The following is a 15,291-nucleotide window of genomic DNA, read 5'->3' as shown; positions in this document are numbered from 1 at the left end:
CTTCCATGGCAATCGGCGACGCGATCACGTCAAGCCCGCCAGTCTCGGGCACGACCAACACCAATTCGTCAACCGGCAACAACAGCCTCGGCTCGAGCACAGGCTCGACGATTGCCGGCAATTTCCAGACCTTCCTGACGCTGCTGACGACGCAGTTGCAGAACCAGAATCCGTTGGATCCGCTGGACACCAATCAGTTCACCCAGCAGCTCGTGCAGTTTGCCGGCGTCGAGCAGCAGCTCAAGACCAACGACCAGCTCGCATCGCTGCTCACGATGCAGCAGGCGACGCAGGCGACCCAGGCGCTGGCCTTCGTCGGCAAGACCGCCGTGGTCAGCGGCTCCACGACGACCATGGCCAGCGGAAAGGCGAGTTGGGACCTCAGCATCCCCAAGGACTGCAACCTCACCGTCAACATCACCAACAGCGTTGGCCAGACCGTCTTCACCGGCAAATATACCGCCAGCGCCGGCAACAATCAGACCTACAACTGGAACGGCCAGGGCAATGACGGCACCCAATGGCCGGACGGGCAGTACAAGATCACGACGGTCGCGACCGATGTGACCAATGGCAGTCCGGTGGCGATCTCGACCCAGGTCCAGGGCACCGTGTCCTCGGTCGACCTGACCCAGCAGCCGCCGTTGCTGACGATCGGCGGCCAGACCTACACGGTGAACCAGATCCAGCGGATCGTGAGCTAGCTCCCACCCCATCTGAACCGATCCCGGCTGGACTTGAACAAGCTCAGCCGCCACGGCGACCTGTCAGCGTAAGCGCCGGAAATTCTTAACCAATCATTCACCACGATTCCGCTCCCGGGGCGCAGCGCCACCGGAAGTGGCGGCGTTCGCGCGCAACGCCGGATTCGCGCCCTCGGCTTAGGCAAATTTTAAGCGAGGCGGCGTAGGGTCTTACCGTGAGTTCAGTGGTTAAGAGTTTGTGAGTACGCCATGACAGAACCCCATCGCCCGAGGGTGAAATACGTCATCGGGCCTGACGGCAGCCCACTCACCATCGCGGATTTGCCTGCGCCAGGCACCAAGAGGTGGGTCATTCGCCGGAAGGCTGAAGTCGTTGCCGCCGTTCGCGGCGGCTTGCTGTCCCTCGAGGAAGCGTGCAGCCGCTACACCCTGACCGTCGACGAATTCCTGTCGTGGCAGTTCTCGATCGACCAGCACGGTCTCGCCGGCCTGCGCACCACCCGAATTCAGCAATATCGCCAATAGATCGTTGCCGACGCGACGGGATTTCTTCGAAAATCGGCTTGGCCCTGCCAAGCCGATTTTTTGCATGTCTACACTTTGTTAGGACCCTTTAACCACCGTTAACCATATCGAAACCTTCCCATAGGCAATAATTGCCCAGTGGTTCGATTCAACCTCCGCGCCCCGTCCCGCGAATGGCGGGGCAGCGGCTGACATCGGATCGCCACCTGGAATGCGGGTGCTGGTGAAGGTTAAGGATTGAATTTCGCGATCTATGCAACCGGCCGTAAAGGCCCGCGAAGCTCAAATCACCTTTCAGCGGCCACCCGTCGAATGCCGAACTATGGGGCAGTTGCTTGCAAGGTCTCTTGGACTTCCTGAAGGGTTTGGGCGCCGCGCGGCTCACCGCCATGATCGCAGTCACCGCTGCCTTAATCGGCTTCTTCGGCTTCGTCATCATGCGCGTGACCGCGCCGCAGATGACCACCCTCTTCACCGACCTGACGATGGAAGACTCCTCCAGCATCATCAAGGATCTGGAGCGGCAGGGCATTCCCTTCGAGATGCGCAATGAAGGCAGCGTGATCCTGGTGCCCAAGGACAAGGTGACCCGGCTGCGCATGAAGCTCGCCGAGGGCGGCCTGCCCAAGGGCGGCGGCGTCGGCTACGAGATCTTCGACAAGTCGGACGCGCTGGGCACCACGAGCTTCGTCCAGAACATCAACCATCTCCGCGCGCTCGAGGGCGAGCTCGCCCGCACCATCCGCGCCATCGACCGTGTCCAGGCGGCGCGCGTCCATCTCGTCCTGCCGGAGCGGCCGCTGTTCTCGCGCGAGACCCCGGAGCCGTCCGCCTCGATCGTCGTGCGCGTGCGCGGCACCCTCGAGCCGGCGCAGATCCGCGCCATCCGCCACCTCGTCGCCTCCGCCGTCAACGGCCTGAAGCCGCAGCGGGTGTCGATCGTCGACGAGGCCGGCCAGCTGCTTGCCGACGGCACCCAGACCGACATCGACCAGCAGGTCGGCGACGAGCGCCGCAACGCCTTCGAGAAGCGGATGCGCAAGCAGGTCGAGGACATCGTCTCCTCGGTGGTCGGAGCGGGCCGCGCCCGCGTCCAGCTGTCCGCCGACTTCGACTACAACCGCATCACGCAGACCTCCGACCGCTACGATCCGGAAGGCCGCGTGCTGCGCTCGAGCCAGACCCGCGAAGAGCAGTCGGCGACCAACGAGAACAACGGCCAGGTCACGGTCAACAACGAGCTGCCGGGCAACCAGCAGAACGCGCCGCCGCAACAGCCGCGGGACCAGAGCAAGAAGACCGAAGAGACGAACAATTACGAGATCTCCCGGACCACCAAGACCGAAGTCACCGAGGCCGGACGGGTCAACCGCATCTCGGTCGCGGTTCTGGTCGACGGCGCCTACTCGAAGAACGAAAAGGGCGAGCTGGTCTATCAAGAGCGCAGCAAGGACGAGCTCGACCGCATCGCCGCACTGGTCCGCTCCGCCATCGGCTTCGACCAGAAGCGCGGCGACCAGGTCGAGGTGGTCAACCTGAAATTCGCCGACGCCCCCGCCGTGCCGCAGATCAACGAGCCCACCGGCTTCCTCGGCATGCTCCACTTCACCAAGGATGACGTCATGTACGTCATCGAGCTCGCGGTGATGATGCTGCTCGGCATCGTGGTCGTGTTCATGGTGGTGCGGCCGCTGGTGAAGAAGATCATCGCCAGCGAGGAGATCGCCGCCCCGGGCGGCGGCCTGCCGGCCCTCACCGACGAAACCATCCAGGCAGCCGCTCACGCCCAGCAGACCGCCAACATGATCGACGTCGCCCAGGTCCAGGGCCAGGTCCACGCTCAGTCCGTCCACCGGGTGGGCGAGCTGGCCGACCGCAACCCGGGCGAAGCCGCCGCCATCATCCGCCAGTGGCTCGCCGAGCCGCAGAGCTGACCCGATCGACGTGAACCGCCTGAACTGAAAAGAACGTAGACGCCATGTCGCTGCCGCAGACCCAGAACGCCAACGCCAACAACAACGACATTTCCACGGTCATCGCGACCTTGGCGAGCCGCCAGGCGCAGCGCGAGAAGACCGAGCCCTTGAGCGGCCCGCGGCGCGCCGCCGTGATGATGCTCGCGCTCGGCGAGCAGTATGGCGGCAAGATCTGGCAGCAGCTCGATGACGACGAGGTGCGCGAACTGTCGCTGGCGATGTCGACGCTGGGGACCATCGAAGCCGACGTGGTCGAGGACCTGATGCTCGAATTCGTCTCGCGCATGTCGGCCTCGGGCGCGCTGATGGGCAATTTCGACGCCACCGAGCGCCTGCTGCAGCAATACCTGCCGCCGGAACGCGTCAACGGCATCATGGACGAGATCCGCGGCCCCGCCGGCCGCAACATGTGGGAGAAGCTTTCCAACGTCCAGGAAGAGGTGCTCGCCAACTACCTCAAGAACGAATATCCGCAGACCATCGCGGTCGTGCTGTCCAAGCTGAAGCCGGAGCATGCCGCCCGCGTGCTCGCGATCCTGCCCGAGGACATGGCGCTCGACGTCATCGGCCGCATGCTGCGCATGGAAGCGGTGCAGAAGGAGGTCATCGAGCGCGTCGAGCAGACCCTGCGCGTCGAGTTCATGTCGAACCTGTCGCAGACCCGCCGCCGTGACGCCCACGAGGTGATGGCCGAAATCTTCAACAATTTCGACCGCCAGACCGAGACCCGCTTCATCACGTCGCTCGAGGAAGAGAACCGCGAATCGGCCGAGCGCATCAAGGCGCTGATGTTCACCTTCGACGACCTGATCAAGCTCGATTCCGCCTCGGCGCAGACCCTGCTGCGCAATGTCGACAAGGACAAGCTCGGCGTGGCGCTCAAGAGCGCCAACGAGGAGGTGCGCAACTTCTTCTTCGGCAACATGTCGTCGCGCGCCGCCAAGATGCTGCAGGACGACATGGCCGCCATGGGGCCGGTGCGGCTGCGCGACGTCGACGAGGCGCAGGCCCTGCTCGTCAATCTCGCCAAGGACCTCGCCGCAAAGGGCGAGATCATGCTCAGCAAGAACCGCGCCGACGACGAACTGGTGTATTGATGGCTCAGCCTGCGAAATTCCTGTTCGATACCGACTTCGCCGCGCCGGAGAAGACGACGCGGGAGCGTGCGGCCACGTCCGCGGAAATCGCACAGAAGGTCGCGGCCGCCGAAGCCGCCGCCTATCGCAACGGCTACGAGGCGGCGCAGCGCGAAGCCAAGGTCGAGGCCGACCGCCGCGTCGCCTCGGCGCTGGAGCAGATCAACATCCAATTGCAGGGCATCTCCGCCCGCTTCGAAGGCATCGAGCAGCGGATGGAAACCGAGGCCGTCGATGTCGCGGTCGCCGTCGCCCGCAAGCTGTGCGCGGCGCTGGTCGAGGCGGAGCCGCTCGGCGAGATCATTGGACTCGTGCACGACTGCTTCGCGCATCTGGTTGCCACGCCGCACCTCGTGCTGCGCATCAACGAGACGCTGTACGAGCTCGCCCGCGAGAAGATCGAGAAGCTCGCCAAGCAGAGCGGCTTCGAGGGGCGCCTCGTGATCCTCGCCGAGCCGGAGATCGCGACCGGCGACTGCCGTATCGAATGGGCCGATGGCGGCGTCGTGCTGGAGCGCGCTGCGATCGACGCCAAGATCAACGAGCTGGTCGGACGCTACATGGCGTCCAAGAAGAACTAGGCCGCTGTGGTGGCCGAGGGAGTTAAGTCATGAGCGACAACGAGATCCCGCTTCCCGACCTCAATGCGGCGGACGCGCCTCCGCTGGGCGGGGACGTCGGCTACAACGAGGAAGAGCATGCCGCGCGCATCGCGGCCGACCTCGAGGCGGTGTTCGACGTCCCGGTTCAGGTCTCGGCCGTGCTCGGCCGCTCCAAGATGGATGTCGGCGAGCTCCTGAAGCTCGGGCCCGGCACCGTGCTCGAGCTCGACCGCAAGGTCGGCGAGGCGATCGACATCTACGTCAACAACCGGCTCGTGGCACGCGGCGAGGTGGTTCTGGTCGAAGACAAGCTCGGCGTGACGATGACCGAAATCATCAAGTCCGACCGCAACTGACAGACATGACCTGCGTGCCGATCGAGAGCGGCACGACCGAATAGGAGACCAACATGCGGCTTCTCATCGTCGGAACGCTGAAGGGCCAGCTGACGACGGCCACCAAGATCGCCATGGAGAACGGCGCCACCGTCACCCATGCCGAGGACAACGAGCAGGCGATGCGGGTGCTGCGCGGCGGCAAGGGCGCCGACCTGCTCCTCGTCGACGTCGCGCTCGACATCCGCGACCTGGTGATGCGGCTCGATGCAGAGCACATCCACGTGCCGATCGTCGCCTGCGGCATCACCAGCGATGCACGCGCCGCGGTCGCCGCCATCCATGCCGGCGCCAAGGAATACATTCCGCTGCCGCCGGATCCCGAACTGATCGCCGCCGTGCTCGCCGCCGTCGCCAATGACAGCCGCGACCTCGTCTATCGCGACGAGGCGATGGCGAAGGTGATCAAGCTCGCCCAGCAGATCGCCGGCTCCGATGCCTCGGTGATGATCACCGGCGAGTCCGGCACCGGCAAGGAGGTGCTGGCGCGCTACGTCCACACCCGCTCGGCCCGCGCCAAGCGTCCCTTCATCTCGATCAACTGCGCCGCAATCCCTGAGCACCTCCTGGAGTCCGAGCTGTTCGGCCATGAGAAGGGCGCCTTCACCGGGGCCGTCGCCCGCCGCATCGGCAAGTTCGAGGAGGCCAATGGCGGCACGCTCCTGCTGGACGAAATCTCGGAAATGGACGTGCGGCTGCAGTCGAAGCTCTTGCGCGCCATCCAGGAGCGCGTGATCGACCGCGTCGGCGGCACCCGCCCCGTCCCCGTCGACATCCGCATCATCGCGACCTCCAACCGCAACCTGGCCGACGCCGTGCGCGAGGGCTCGTTCCGCGAGGACCTCTTGTTCCGGCTCAACGTCGTGAACCTGAAGATCCCTCCCCTGCGCGAGCGCCCCGCCGACATTCTCGAGCTGGCGCAGCATTTCGCGCGCAAATATTCCGAGGCCAATGCCGTACCGCTGCGGCCGATCTCGGCGGAGGCCAAGCGCATCCTCACCACCAACCGCTGGCCGGGCAACGTGCGCGAGCTGGAGAACACGATGCATCGCGCGGTGCTGATGGCGCAGGGCGATGAGATCGGGCCGGATGCCATCCTCACGCCCGACGGCGCCCGCCTCGACATCGGCAAGACCCAACCCGCCGTAGCGCATGCTACGATGGCGGCGGAACAGGTCACGCGCGCCTTGGTCGGCCGCACGGTCGCCGATGTCGAACGTGACCTGATCCTGGAGACCCTGAAGCACTGCCTGGGCAATCGGACACATGCGGCCAATATCTTGGGCATCTCGATCCGCACGTTGCGCAACAAGCTCAACGAATATGCCGACGGCGGCGTGCCGATCCCGCCGCCGGGCTCCGGCGACACGCCTCGCATGCCGAGCCCCGTATAATCTGCCCATCCGGTTCGTTCTCGGCGGCGCGCTGGCACTCGGCGCGCCGCTTGCCGTTTCGCCGGCTGATGCCGCAACGCGCGGCGTGCTGTCAGGCTGCTGGGAGCAGACGTCGCACGCGCCGCTCGTCAATCCGTCGTCGGGTCAGGAATGGGGCGCCCGGAGCTGGTGCTTCGCAGGCAAGGGCAAGCTGATCTCGCGAACGGTTGCCTGTGGCAAGGAGGGCTGCGACGGCTGGGACAATGAACGCAGCTATCGCTGGCGGCCGCCCACCCTGTCGCTGTCCGATGTCGAGACGTCGCCGGATGGCGGACACATCAAAGTGTGGCGCCGCTGCCGCGTGCAGTTTCTGACCGACGATTGGATGCAGCTACAGGACTGTGAACAGTCCCCGGATCCATGGGTTCGCGAGAATACGCCGGCGCGTCGTCGCCGGGCACAGCCTCACGAATAGTTCGGCGCCTCGGGATTGCGGAAGATGTGAATGGGATCGCCGGGCGTGAACTCGCGTCGCGTCAGCACGGCATAGGCATAGAGCGCGAGATACAGGATCGCGGCCGTGCCGATCACATAGAGCGCCCAGGTCCCGATCCGTTTCATCAGCTCCGCCGCAAACACCACCTCAAGGCCGCGGTGCTTTTACGGCGTCCAGCTTCGGGACGCCACCCTGCGACCAACCGCCGCTCACCCCCTACGGCACGTCCTGCGGATCGGCCCCGCCGAGGGGGGCAAGTCGGGCGATGTCCGCGTCGCGGTCCACGTGCACATAGCCGCCATGCCAATACGCCAGGGCTGCCGCTTGCGGCGCCACCTCGACATGCACCACGCGGCCGATCACGATGCCATGAGAGTGCCGCTCGATGATCTCCTCGACCTCGCAGTCCAGCGCGGCGAGTGCCCCGACCAGGAGCGGCACGCCGGTCACGTGCTTGCGCCACTCCGCGCCGGCGAACCGCTCGGCGCCTCTGAGACCGCCTTTACCCGAGAACCGCTCCGCCACGCCGATCTGGTCCGCGGCGAGCAGATTGGCGCCGAAAACACGCTCCCGCTGCAGGATCGGCCATGACGAGGCGTTCCGATTGAGGCTCACGATCACGGACGCCGGCTCGATGGAGAGCGATGACAGCGAACTCACCGTCATGCCGGTGACCTCATCGCCGCGCCCGACGGTGATCACGCTCACGCCCCCGACCAGCTGGCGCATCGCGGAGCGGAAATCGGGCTGAAGCGCGGTGGCGTCGGGCATGAGGCGGACGATGGAGTTCATTGCGATATTCTCTCCTAACCCGCCGCGCCCGGTCCAAGCAACTGGCCCAGGATCGAGCCTTCCTGCGCCGCAAGCTCCGCAGAGCCACGCTGGCGCGGGCGCGGCAGATCGACCATGATATCCTCGGCGATCCGGCCATTCTCGATGACCAGAACCCGGTCGGCCAGGGCCACGGCTTCCGCCACATCATGGGTGACCAGGATTGCGGTGAAGGTTTGATCGGCCCAGACCCGCTCCAGCAGCCGCTGCATCGCGATCCGCGTCAGCGCATCGAGGGCGCCGAGCGGCTCGTCGAACGCCAGCAGGCGCGGACCGCTGACGAGCGCGCGCGCCAGCGCGACGCGCTGCTTCTGGCCGCCGGACAGCACCGCCGGCCATTGGTCGCGCTTGTCGGCGAGACCCACTTCCTCCAGCGCCTGCCGCGCGCGCTCATGGGCGCCGGCGGCCTTGCGCTCGCGGCCGAGGCCGACCTCGACATTGCCGAGCACCCGCGCCCACGGCAGCAGCCGCGGTTCCTGGAACATGACGCGGACGTCCTCGGGCCGCGCCGCGGCTTCACCGAAGCTGATGCTGCCCGACGTCGGCTTGTCCAGACCTGCGATCAGGCGGAGCAGCGTGCTCTTGCCGCAGCCACTCTGACCGACGATCGCCACGAACTGACCGCCCGGAATCTCGAGATCGATGCCGCGCAGCACCTCGTTGTCGCCGAACGCCTTGCGAAGGTCGCGGATCACCAGCGGCAGGCCGCGCGTCGCGGGTTTGGCCGGGGTCACGCCGGCCTTCCTCGCGTGGCGGAAGGCCTCGGCATGCCCGATCACGTCAGTGCCGTCGATCGCCTCGACGCCGGACACGGGAATTCGGAGCGCTTGCTGCATTTACGAACCTCAATGTTTGCTGAAGGCCGGATGCCAGGACAGCGTCATCCGTTCCAGCACCCGCGAAGCGCTGTCGGCGACCTTGCCCAGCAGGGCGTAGATCAGGATGGAAAGCACGACGACGTCGATCTGCATGAACTCGCGCGCCTGCATCGCCATGTAGCCGAGGCCCGAAGAAGCCGCGATCGTCTCGGCGACAATCAAGGTGAGCCACATGATGCCGAGCGCGAAGCGCAGACCGACGAAGATCGACGGCAACGCACCGGGGAAGATCACGCGGCGAAACAGTTCGCCGTCGGTCATGCCGTAGACGCGACCCATTTCAATGAGTTGCGGATCGACGGTGCGAATCCCGTGCAGCGTGTTGAGGTAGACGGGGAAGAACACGCCGAGGGCCACCAGGAACAGTTTTGCGCTCTCGTCGATGCCGAACCACAGGATGACCAGCGGGATCAGCGCCAGATGTGGCACGTTGCGCACCATCTGCAGCGTGGTGTCCGTCAGCTTCGCCGACAGCTGCGACAGGCCATTGGCGAGCCCGAAGGCGAAGCCGATGCCGCCACCGATCAAGAAGCCGATCGAGGCGCGCCAGAAGCTGACCCAGATGTTGCGGCCGAGTTCGCCTGATAGCAGCAGCTTCCCTCCGGCGCGTGCGACGTCGGTCGGCGCCGGCAGTACCCGCGGCGACACCAGGCCGGCGACCGAGGCCGCCTGCCAGATCAGGATGATCGCGAGCGGCACCAGCCAGGGGATCAGCGCATCCGCGCGCGGCACCACGAGCTTGCGGACCTTGGGAAGACTTTCGATCAGGCTCATGACTGCGAGGCTCTCTGCAACGGACGATGCTCGTTGGCGATGGTCTCACCGAATGGGCCGGTGTTGGTGCGCAGTTTGGTCACGTTGCCGGCCTGCTCGGACACGTTCAGCCCAAGCTTGGGAAACACCAGCTCGGCGAAGCGGTAGGCTTCTTCGAGATGCGGGTAGCCGGACAGGATGAAGGTGTCGATGCCGAGCTCCTGGTACTCGCGGATGCGCGCCGCGACCGTATCGGGATCGCCGACCAGCGCGGTGCCGGCGCCGCCGCGGACGAGGCCCACGCCGGCCCACAGGTTCGGGCTGATCTCGAGCTTGTCGCGCCGGCCGCCGTGCAGCTGCGACATGCGCTGCTGGCCGACCGAATCCATCCGCGCAAAAATCTTCTGTGCCGAGGCGATGGTGTCGTCGGTGACGTGCTTGATGAGGTCGTCGGCGGCGACCCACGCCTCCGCGTTGGTCTCGCGCACGATCACATGCAGGCGGATGCCGAACGACAGCCTGCGGCCACGGCTGTCGGCGACTGCTCTCACATTGGCGATCTTCGCCGCGACATCTGCCGGCGGCTCGCCCCAGGTAAGATACTTCTCGACCGTATCGACGGCGACGTCGATGCCGGCATCCGACGAGCCTCCAAAGAACAGCGGCGGGCGTGGCGACTGCACCGGTGGGAACAGCAGCCGGCCATCCTCGACCTTGATGTGCTTGCCGGCGAAGTTGACGGATTCGCCTTCGAGCAGCGCGTTGTAGACGGTGAGAAACTCGCGGGTGACCTCGTAGCGCTCCTCATGCGACAGGAAGATGCCGTCGCCCTTGTTCTCGACCGGATCGCCGCCGGTGACGACGTTGACCAGCAGGCGACCGTTGGTGACGCGGTCGAGCGTCGCGGTCATGCGCGCGGCCACGGCCGGCGATTGCAGACCCGGACGCACCGCGACGAGATACCGCAGCTTCTCGGTGAATGGCGCCACGGCCGACGCCACGATCCAGGAATCCTCGCAGCTGCGTCCCGTCGGGATCAGCACGCCGTAATAGCCGAGCTGATCGGCGGCCTGCGCCACCTGGCGCAGATAGTTGAAGTTGACCTCGCGGCCGCCTTGCGAGGTGCCGAGATAGCGGCCGTCGCCATGGGTCGGCAGGAACCAAAGCACATTGGGCTTCGACGAAGCGTTGCTCATGTCGTTCTCTTTCGGATTTGAGTGGCGGGACAGCCGTCAGGTGGACGGCGTCCATTTCCAGACGATGTCGGCGACGTTGACGGCTTTGGGAATGAGGCCGACACGGGCGAAGCGGTCGGCGACGGCCTGCTGGCTCTTGATCACTTCGTCGTCGATCGGCACGACGCTATAGACCGAGCGGTCGACGAAGCGCTTGACCGCCTCAAGATCGACGCCGGTGGCCTCGGCCTGCGCCTTGGCGACCTCCTCGTGATGGCTGTTGGCCCACACGCCTTCGGCGGCGAAAGCCGCGTTCAGCCTGGCGACGACGGCAGGATACTTTTCGACGAAGTCGGAGCCGACGATGTAGAATGAGTTCGGCTTGTGGACATCCTTGTCCCACACGATCACGCGCGCATTCTCCTTGAGCTCGGCAAGCGCGAGATACGGATCCCAGATCGACCAGGCATCGACCGAGCCTTTGACGAAGGCGGCGGTGGCATCGGCGGGCGCGAGCGGCGCCGGCGTGATGTCGGTCCAGGACAGGCCCGCCTTCTCCAGCGCGGCGACCAGGAGATTGTGCGCGCTCGAGCCCTTGCCAAAGGCGACGCGCTTGCCTTTGAGATCGGCGAGCGACTTGATCGGCGAGTCCTTGGGCACGATGATCGCCTGGCTGCTGCCGTTCTGCTTGACGGCCGCCGCGTAGCGGATCTTGGCACCGGCGGCCTGCGCGAAGATCGGCGGCGCGTCGCCGACATAGCCGAAATCGACGCTGCCGACATTGATGGCCTCCAGCAGCGGCGGGCCGAACTGGAAGTCGACCCAGACGATGTCGATGCCGACAGGCTTGAACGTATCCTCGATGGTGCGGCGCGCCTTCACCGCCGGGAAGAAGCCGCCCTTCTGGGTGCCGATGCGGATCTCCTTCGGCTTGTCCTCGGCGCGCAGCGGCCCCGCTGAGGCCATCACCGCAGCCGATGCCAACGACAATTTCAGAAAATCACGACGCTTCATTGCCCTCTCCGACCAAGACTGCATCCGCATTGATGCGATGCACAGAATGATGGTGGCAGGCGCAACGCGTGTCGAGCGTCCCGGAAAAATAGCGATGCGGGTCCTATCGCCTTACGGCCGGAGGGGATGTTCGTATCGAGACCGCGGCGCAGAGCAGCGAGAATTTCTCGCAAGCAAAGCTGCGATCACGCGTCTTCACAGCCCGTCAACCAAGAGCTCAGTGGGGACCGGCGCGACTCCGCTCTGGCGGTGCGCCGGTGTGCGCGGGGTTCCGCCCGCTTGATCCAGGTCAACGCCGGTTTCCGGAGCCTTCTTAAACATAAGATCAGGCGCGGCCCGGATGCCGCAATCCCTCCTGAACTGAACCTCCCCTAGCAGAGAATTCTCTCATGTCGCTCGTTGGCGGCGATGCGAACGCGCGTGCGCGTCGCAGACGCATGGAAATTGTTGCCTTCCTGTTTCTCACCGCTGTGCTGATGCCCGCGCTCGCGGTCGCCACCGTCGGCTCCTACGGGCTCACGGTCTGGGTTTACCAGATGATGGCCGGGCCACCCGGGCCGCCCGCGGCGCACTGATCGGAAGGACCCCGCCATGCTCTCACACCGCACCTCCCTCGACCGCCGTGCTCTGATCACCGGCCGAGTCCTCACCGCCGATCCCGTCGTCGCACCGGCCAAGGGCGAGATCGCCAGCATCATCGTGCAGACCCGGCCCGAGCAGCTCGACCGCGTCGAAGCCGACATCCTCGCGCTGTCCGGCTGCGAGATTCACGGCCGCGACGCACGCGGCAAGCTGATCGTCGTCGTCGATGCGCCCGATGCCGGCGCGCTCGGCGCCACCATGAACCGGATCGGCCTGCTGCCGCACGTGCACTCCGCCTGCCTCGTCTTCCACGCCATCGACGCCGGCTAATCACACGAGACACCAATGACCGACATGAAGATCGATCGTCGCCAGATGCTGAAGCTGGAAGCCGCCGCGATTGCCGCGGCCGCCGCCGGCATGCCCGGCAGCTCGCTTGCGGCGAACCTCGTCACCGAGCGCGAAGCCAGCGAGCTGAAATGGGACAAGGCCGCCTGCCGCTTCTGCGGCACCGGCTGCAGCGTGATGGTCGCGACCAAGGACAACCGCGTCGTCGCCACCCATGGCGACATCAAGGCCGAGGTCAATCGCGGCCTCAACTGCGTCAAGGGCTACTTCCTCTCGAAGATCATGTACGGCCATGACCGCCTGACGCATCCGATGCTGCGCAAGACGAACGGCAAGTACGACAAGAACGGCGAGTTCACCCCCGTCTCCTGGGACGAAGCGTTCGACGTCATGGCCGCGAAGTACAAAGACGCGCTGAAGAAGCGCGGTCCCTCCGGCGTCGGCATGTTCGGCTCGGGACAGTGGACGATCTGGGAAGGCTACGCTGCGTCAAAGCTGTTCAAGGCCGGCTTCCGCTCCAACAACATCGATCCGAATGCGCGGCACTGCATGGCCTCGGCCGTCGCCGGTATGATGCGCACCTTCGGCATCGACGAGCCGGCCGGCTGCTACGACGACATCGAGGCGACGGATGCGTTCGTGCTGTGGGGCTCCAACATGGCGGAGATGCATCCGATCCTGTGGAGCCGCGTCACCGACCGGCGCCTGTCGGCGCCGCATGTCAAGGTCGCTGTGCTCTCGACCTTCGAGCATCGCTCGTTCGACCTCGCCGACATCGGCATGGTGTTCAAGCCGCAGACCGATCTCTATCTCCTCAACGCGATCGCCAACCACATCATCAAGACCGGCCGCGTCAACAAGGAGTTCGTCCAGGCGCATACGGTGTTCAAGAAGGGCCAGACCGACATCGGCTACGGCCTGCGCCCGGAGCATCCGCTGCAGAAGAAGGCCACCGGCGCAGCCAAGGCCAACGACGCCACCGACATCTCGTTCGACGAGTATGCCAAGTTCGTCTCCGACTATACGCTGGAGACGGCCGCCGAGATGTCCGGCGTGCCGCTGAATCGGCTCAAGGCGCTGGCCGAGCTCTATGCCGATCCGAAGACCAAGGTGGTCTCGTTCTGGACCATGGGCTTCAACCAGCACACCCGCGGCGTCTGGTGCAACAACCTCGTCTACAACATCCATCTCCTGACCGGGAAGATCGCCGAGCCCGGCAACAGCCCGTTCTCGCTGACCGGCCAGCCCTCGGCCTGCGGCACCGCGCGCGAGGTCGGCACCTTCTCGCACCGCCTGCCCGCCGACATGGTCGTCACCAACAAGGAGCACCGAACCAAGGCCGAGCACATCTGGCAGTTGCCGGAAGGCACGATCCCCGACAAGCCGGGCTATCACGCCGTGCTGCAGAGCCGGATGCTGAAGGACGGCCTGCTGAACGCCTATTGGGTGCAGGTCAACAACAACCTGCAGGCCGGCCCCAACGCGAACGAAGAGACCTATCCGGGCTTCCGCAATCCGGACAATTTCATCGTCGTCTCCGACGCCTATCCGTCGGTCACCGCGCTCGCCGCCGATCTCATTTTGCCGACGGCAATGTGGGTGGAAAAGGAAGGCGCCTATGGCAATGCCGAGCGCCGCACCCAGTTCTGGCACCAGCTCGTGTCGGCACCGGGCGAGGCACGCTCGGATCTCTGGCAGTTGATGGAGTTCTCCAAGCGCTTCAAGATCGAGGAGGTCTGGCCCGAGGAGCTGATCGCCAAGAAGCCCGACGTGCGCGGCAAGACGCTGTTCGACGTGCTCTACAGGAACGGCCAGGTCGACAAGTTTCCGCTCGACCAGATCGAGCCGGGCTATGCCAACGACGAGTCCAAGGCGTTCGGCTTCTACGTCCACAAGGGCCTGTTCGAGGAATACGCCTCGTTCGGCCGCGGCCATGGCCATGACCTGGCGCCGTTCGAGGCCTATCACCGGGAGCGCGGCCTGCGCTGGCCGGTGGTCGACGGCAAGGAGACGCGCTGGCGGTTTCGCGAGGGCTCTGATCCTTACGTCAAGGCCGGCACCGGCGTGCAGTTCTACGGCTTCCCCGACGGCAAGGCGCGCATCTTCGCTTTGCCCTACGAGCCGCCGGCGGAATCGCCCGACAAGGACTATCCGTTCTGGCTGTCGACGGGACGCGTGGTCGAGCATTGGCATTCCGGCACGATGACGCGCCGCGTGCCCGAGCTCTACAAGGCGTTCCCCGAAGCCGTCTGCTTCATGCATCCGGACGATGCCGAGGCCGCGAACTTGAGGCGCGGTGACGAGGTCAAGGTCGCCTCGCGCCGCGGCTTCATCCGCGCCCGCGTCGAGACCCGCGGCCGCGACAAGCCGCCGCGCGGCCTCGTCTTCGTGCCGTGGTTCGACGAGTCGAAGCTGATCAACAAGGTGACGCTCGACGCCACCGATCCGATCTCGCTGCAGACCGACTACAAGAAATGCGCCGTGCGCATCGAGCGGGTGTGAC

17 protein-coding genes are annotated in these 15,291 nt (G+C 65.5%); 11 read left to right on the top strand and 6 right to left on the bottom strand.

Annotation, left to right across the window (positions count from 1 at the left end):
* Positions 1-5 precede the first annotated feature (5 nt).
* The 8 genes from QX094_RS18360 (at position 6) to QX094_RS18325 (ending at position 7,186) form a co-directional block, all read left to right on the top strand.
* On the top strand, positions 6-704 hold the full coding sequence (locus QX094_RS18360) for a flagellar hook assembly protein FlgD (RefSeq protein WP_315750102.1): 699 nt from the start codon (positions 6-8) through the stop codon (positions 702-704).
* A 249-nt stretch (positions 705-953) separates the two neighbouring features.
* Positions 954-1,229: a DUF1153 domain-containing protein gene (locus QX094_RS18355; RefSeq protein WP_002714638.1), complete on the top strand. Its 276-nt coding sequence runs from the start codon at positions 954-956 to the stop codon at positions 1,227-1,229.
* Positions 1,230-1,564: 335 nt separating this feature from the next.
* Positions 1,565-3,163, top strand: coding sequence for a flagellar basal-body MS-ring/collar protein FliF (gene fliF / locus QX094_RS18350; protein WP_315750101.1), 1,599 nt, complete (start codon positions 1,565-1,567; stop codon positions 3,161-3,163).
* Between the two features lie 44 nt (positions 3,164-3,207).
* Positions 3,208-4,302 carry a flagellar motor switch protein FliG gene (gene fliG, locus QX094_RS18345; RefSeq protein ID WP_315714167.1) on the top strand — a complete coding sequence of 365 codons (1,095 nt, stop codon included), beginning with the start codon at positions 3,208-3,210 and terminating at the stop codon, positions 4,300-4,302.
* Positions 4,302-4,922: a FliH/SctL family protein gene (locus tag QX094_RS18340; protein WP_315714166.1), complete on the top strand. Its 621-nt coding sequence runs from the start codon at positions 4,302-4,304 to the stop codon at positions 4,920-4,922. The genes fliG and QX094_RS18340 overlap by 1 nt, the downstream gene beginning before the upstream one ends.
* 29 nt (positions 4,923-4,951) lie before the next feature.
* Entirely contained in the window at positions 4,952-5,299 is a 348-nt protein-coding gene (fliN, locus tag QX094_RS18335) for a flagellar motor switch protein FliN (protein WP_015669138.1), read from the top strand.
* Between the two features lie 53 nt (positions 5,300-5,352).
* Entirely contained in the window at positions 5,353-6,732 is a 1,380-nt protein-coding gene (locus QX094_RS18330) for a sigma-54 dependent transcriptional regulator (RefSeq protein ID WP_315827666.1), read from the top strand.
* 85 nt (positions 6,733-6,817) lie between these two features.
* Positions 6,818-7,186 (top strand): hypothetical protein, encoded by a 369-nt coding sequence (locus QX094_RS18325; RefSeq protein WP_316159488.1) that lies wholly within the window; start codon positions 6,818-6,820, stop codon positions 7,184-7,186.
* On the opposite strand, the gene QX094_RS18320 is transcribed toward QX094_RS18325, so the two are convergent.
* From QX094_RS18320 to QX094_RS18295, 6 genes are all read right to left on the bottom strand, one after another.
* A complete protein-coding gene (locus QX094_RS18320) occupies positions 7,177-7,332 on the bottom strand; it encodes a hypothetical protein (RefSeq protein ID WP_315827664.1) in 156 nt (51 codons plus the stop codon). The genes QX094_RS18325 and QX094_RS18320 overlap by 10 nt on opposite strands.
* A gap of 91 nt (positions 7,333-7,423) precedes the next feature.
* On the bottom strand, positions 7,424-7,999 hold the full coding sequence (locus QX094_RS18315) for a flavin reductase family protein (RefSeq protein ID WP_315827663.1): 576 nt from the start codon (positions 7,997-7,999) through the stop codon (positions 7,424-7,426).
* Between the two features lie 14 nt (positions 8,000-8,013).
* Positions 8,014-8,874, bottom strand: coding sequence for an ATP-binding cassette domain-containing protein (locus tag QX094_RS18310; protein WP_316188081.1), 861 nt, complete (start codon positions 8,872-8,874; stop codon positions 8,014-8,016).
* 9 nt (positions 8,875-8,883) lie between these two features.
* Complete coding sequence (locus QX094_RS18305) at positions 8,884-9,690, bottom strand: ABC transporter permease subunit (protein WP_316188080.1); 807 nt, start codon at positions 9,688-9,690, stop codon at positions 8,884-8,886.
* A complete protein-coding gene (gene ssuD, locus QX094_RS18300; protein ID WP_315827660.1) occupies positions 9,687-10,865 on the bottom strand; it encodes an FMNH2-dependent alkanesulfonate monooxygenase in 1,179 nt (392 codons plus the stop codon). Before ssuD ends, QX094_RS18305 begins: the two co-directional genes overlap by 4 nt.
* 36 nt (positions 10,866-10,901) lie before the next feature.
* On the bottom strand, positions 10,902-11,858 hold the full coding sequence (locus QX094_RS18295) for an aliphatic sulfonate ABC transporter substrate-binding protein (protein WP_315827659.1): 957 nt from the start codon (positions 11,856-11,858) through the stop codon (positions 10,902-10,904).
* Positions 11,859-12,247: 389 nt separating this feature from the next.
* On the opposite strand from QX094_RS18295, the gene napE reads away from it, so the two are divergent.
* From napE to napA, 3 genes are read left to right on the top strand one after another with little or no spacing between them, the layout of a single operon-like run.
* A complete protein-coding gene (gene napE, locus QX094_RS18290; RefSeq protein WP_315714158.1) occupies positions 12,248-12,433 on the top strand; it encodes a periplasmic nitrate reductase, NapE protein in 186 nt (61 codons plus the stop codon).
* A 16-nt stretch (positions 12,434-12,449) separates the two neighbouring features.
* Complete coding sequence (locus QX094_RS18285; protein WP_315750094.1) at positions 12,450-12,770, top strand: chaperone NapD; 321 nt, start codon at positions 12,450-12,452, stop codon at positions 12,768-12,770.
* Between the two features lie 15 nt (positions 12,771-12,785).
* Positions 12,786-15,290 (top strand): nitrate reductase catalytic subunit NapA, encoded by a 2,505-nt coding sequence (napA, locus tag QX094_RS18280; protein ID WP_316176093.1) that lies wholly within the window; start codon positions 12,786-12,788, stop codon positions 15,288-15,290.
* Position 15,291 lies beyond the last annotated feature (1 nt).

Source organism: Bradyrhizobium sp. SZCCHNS1050, from assembly GCF_032484785.1.
Lineage (GTDB): Bacteria > Pseudomonadota > Alphaproteobacteria > Rhizobiales > Xanthobacteraceae > Bradyrhizobium.
The sequence above is the reverse complement of the archived record's forward strand: the minus strand, read 5'-3'. Positions and strand labels throughout refer to the sequence as shown.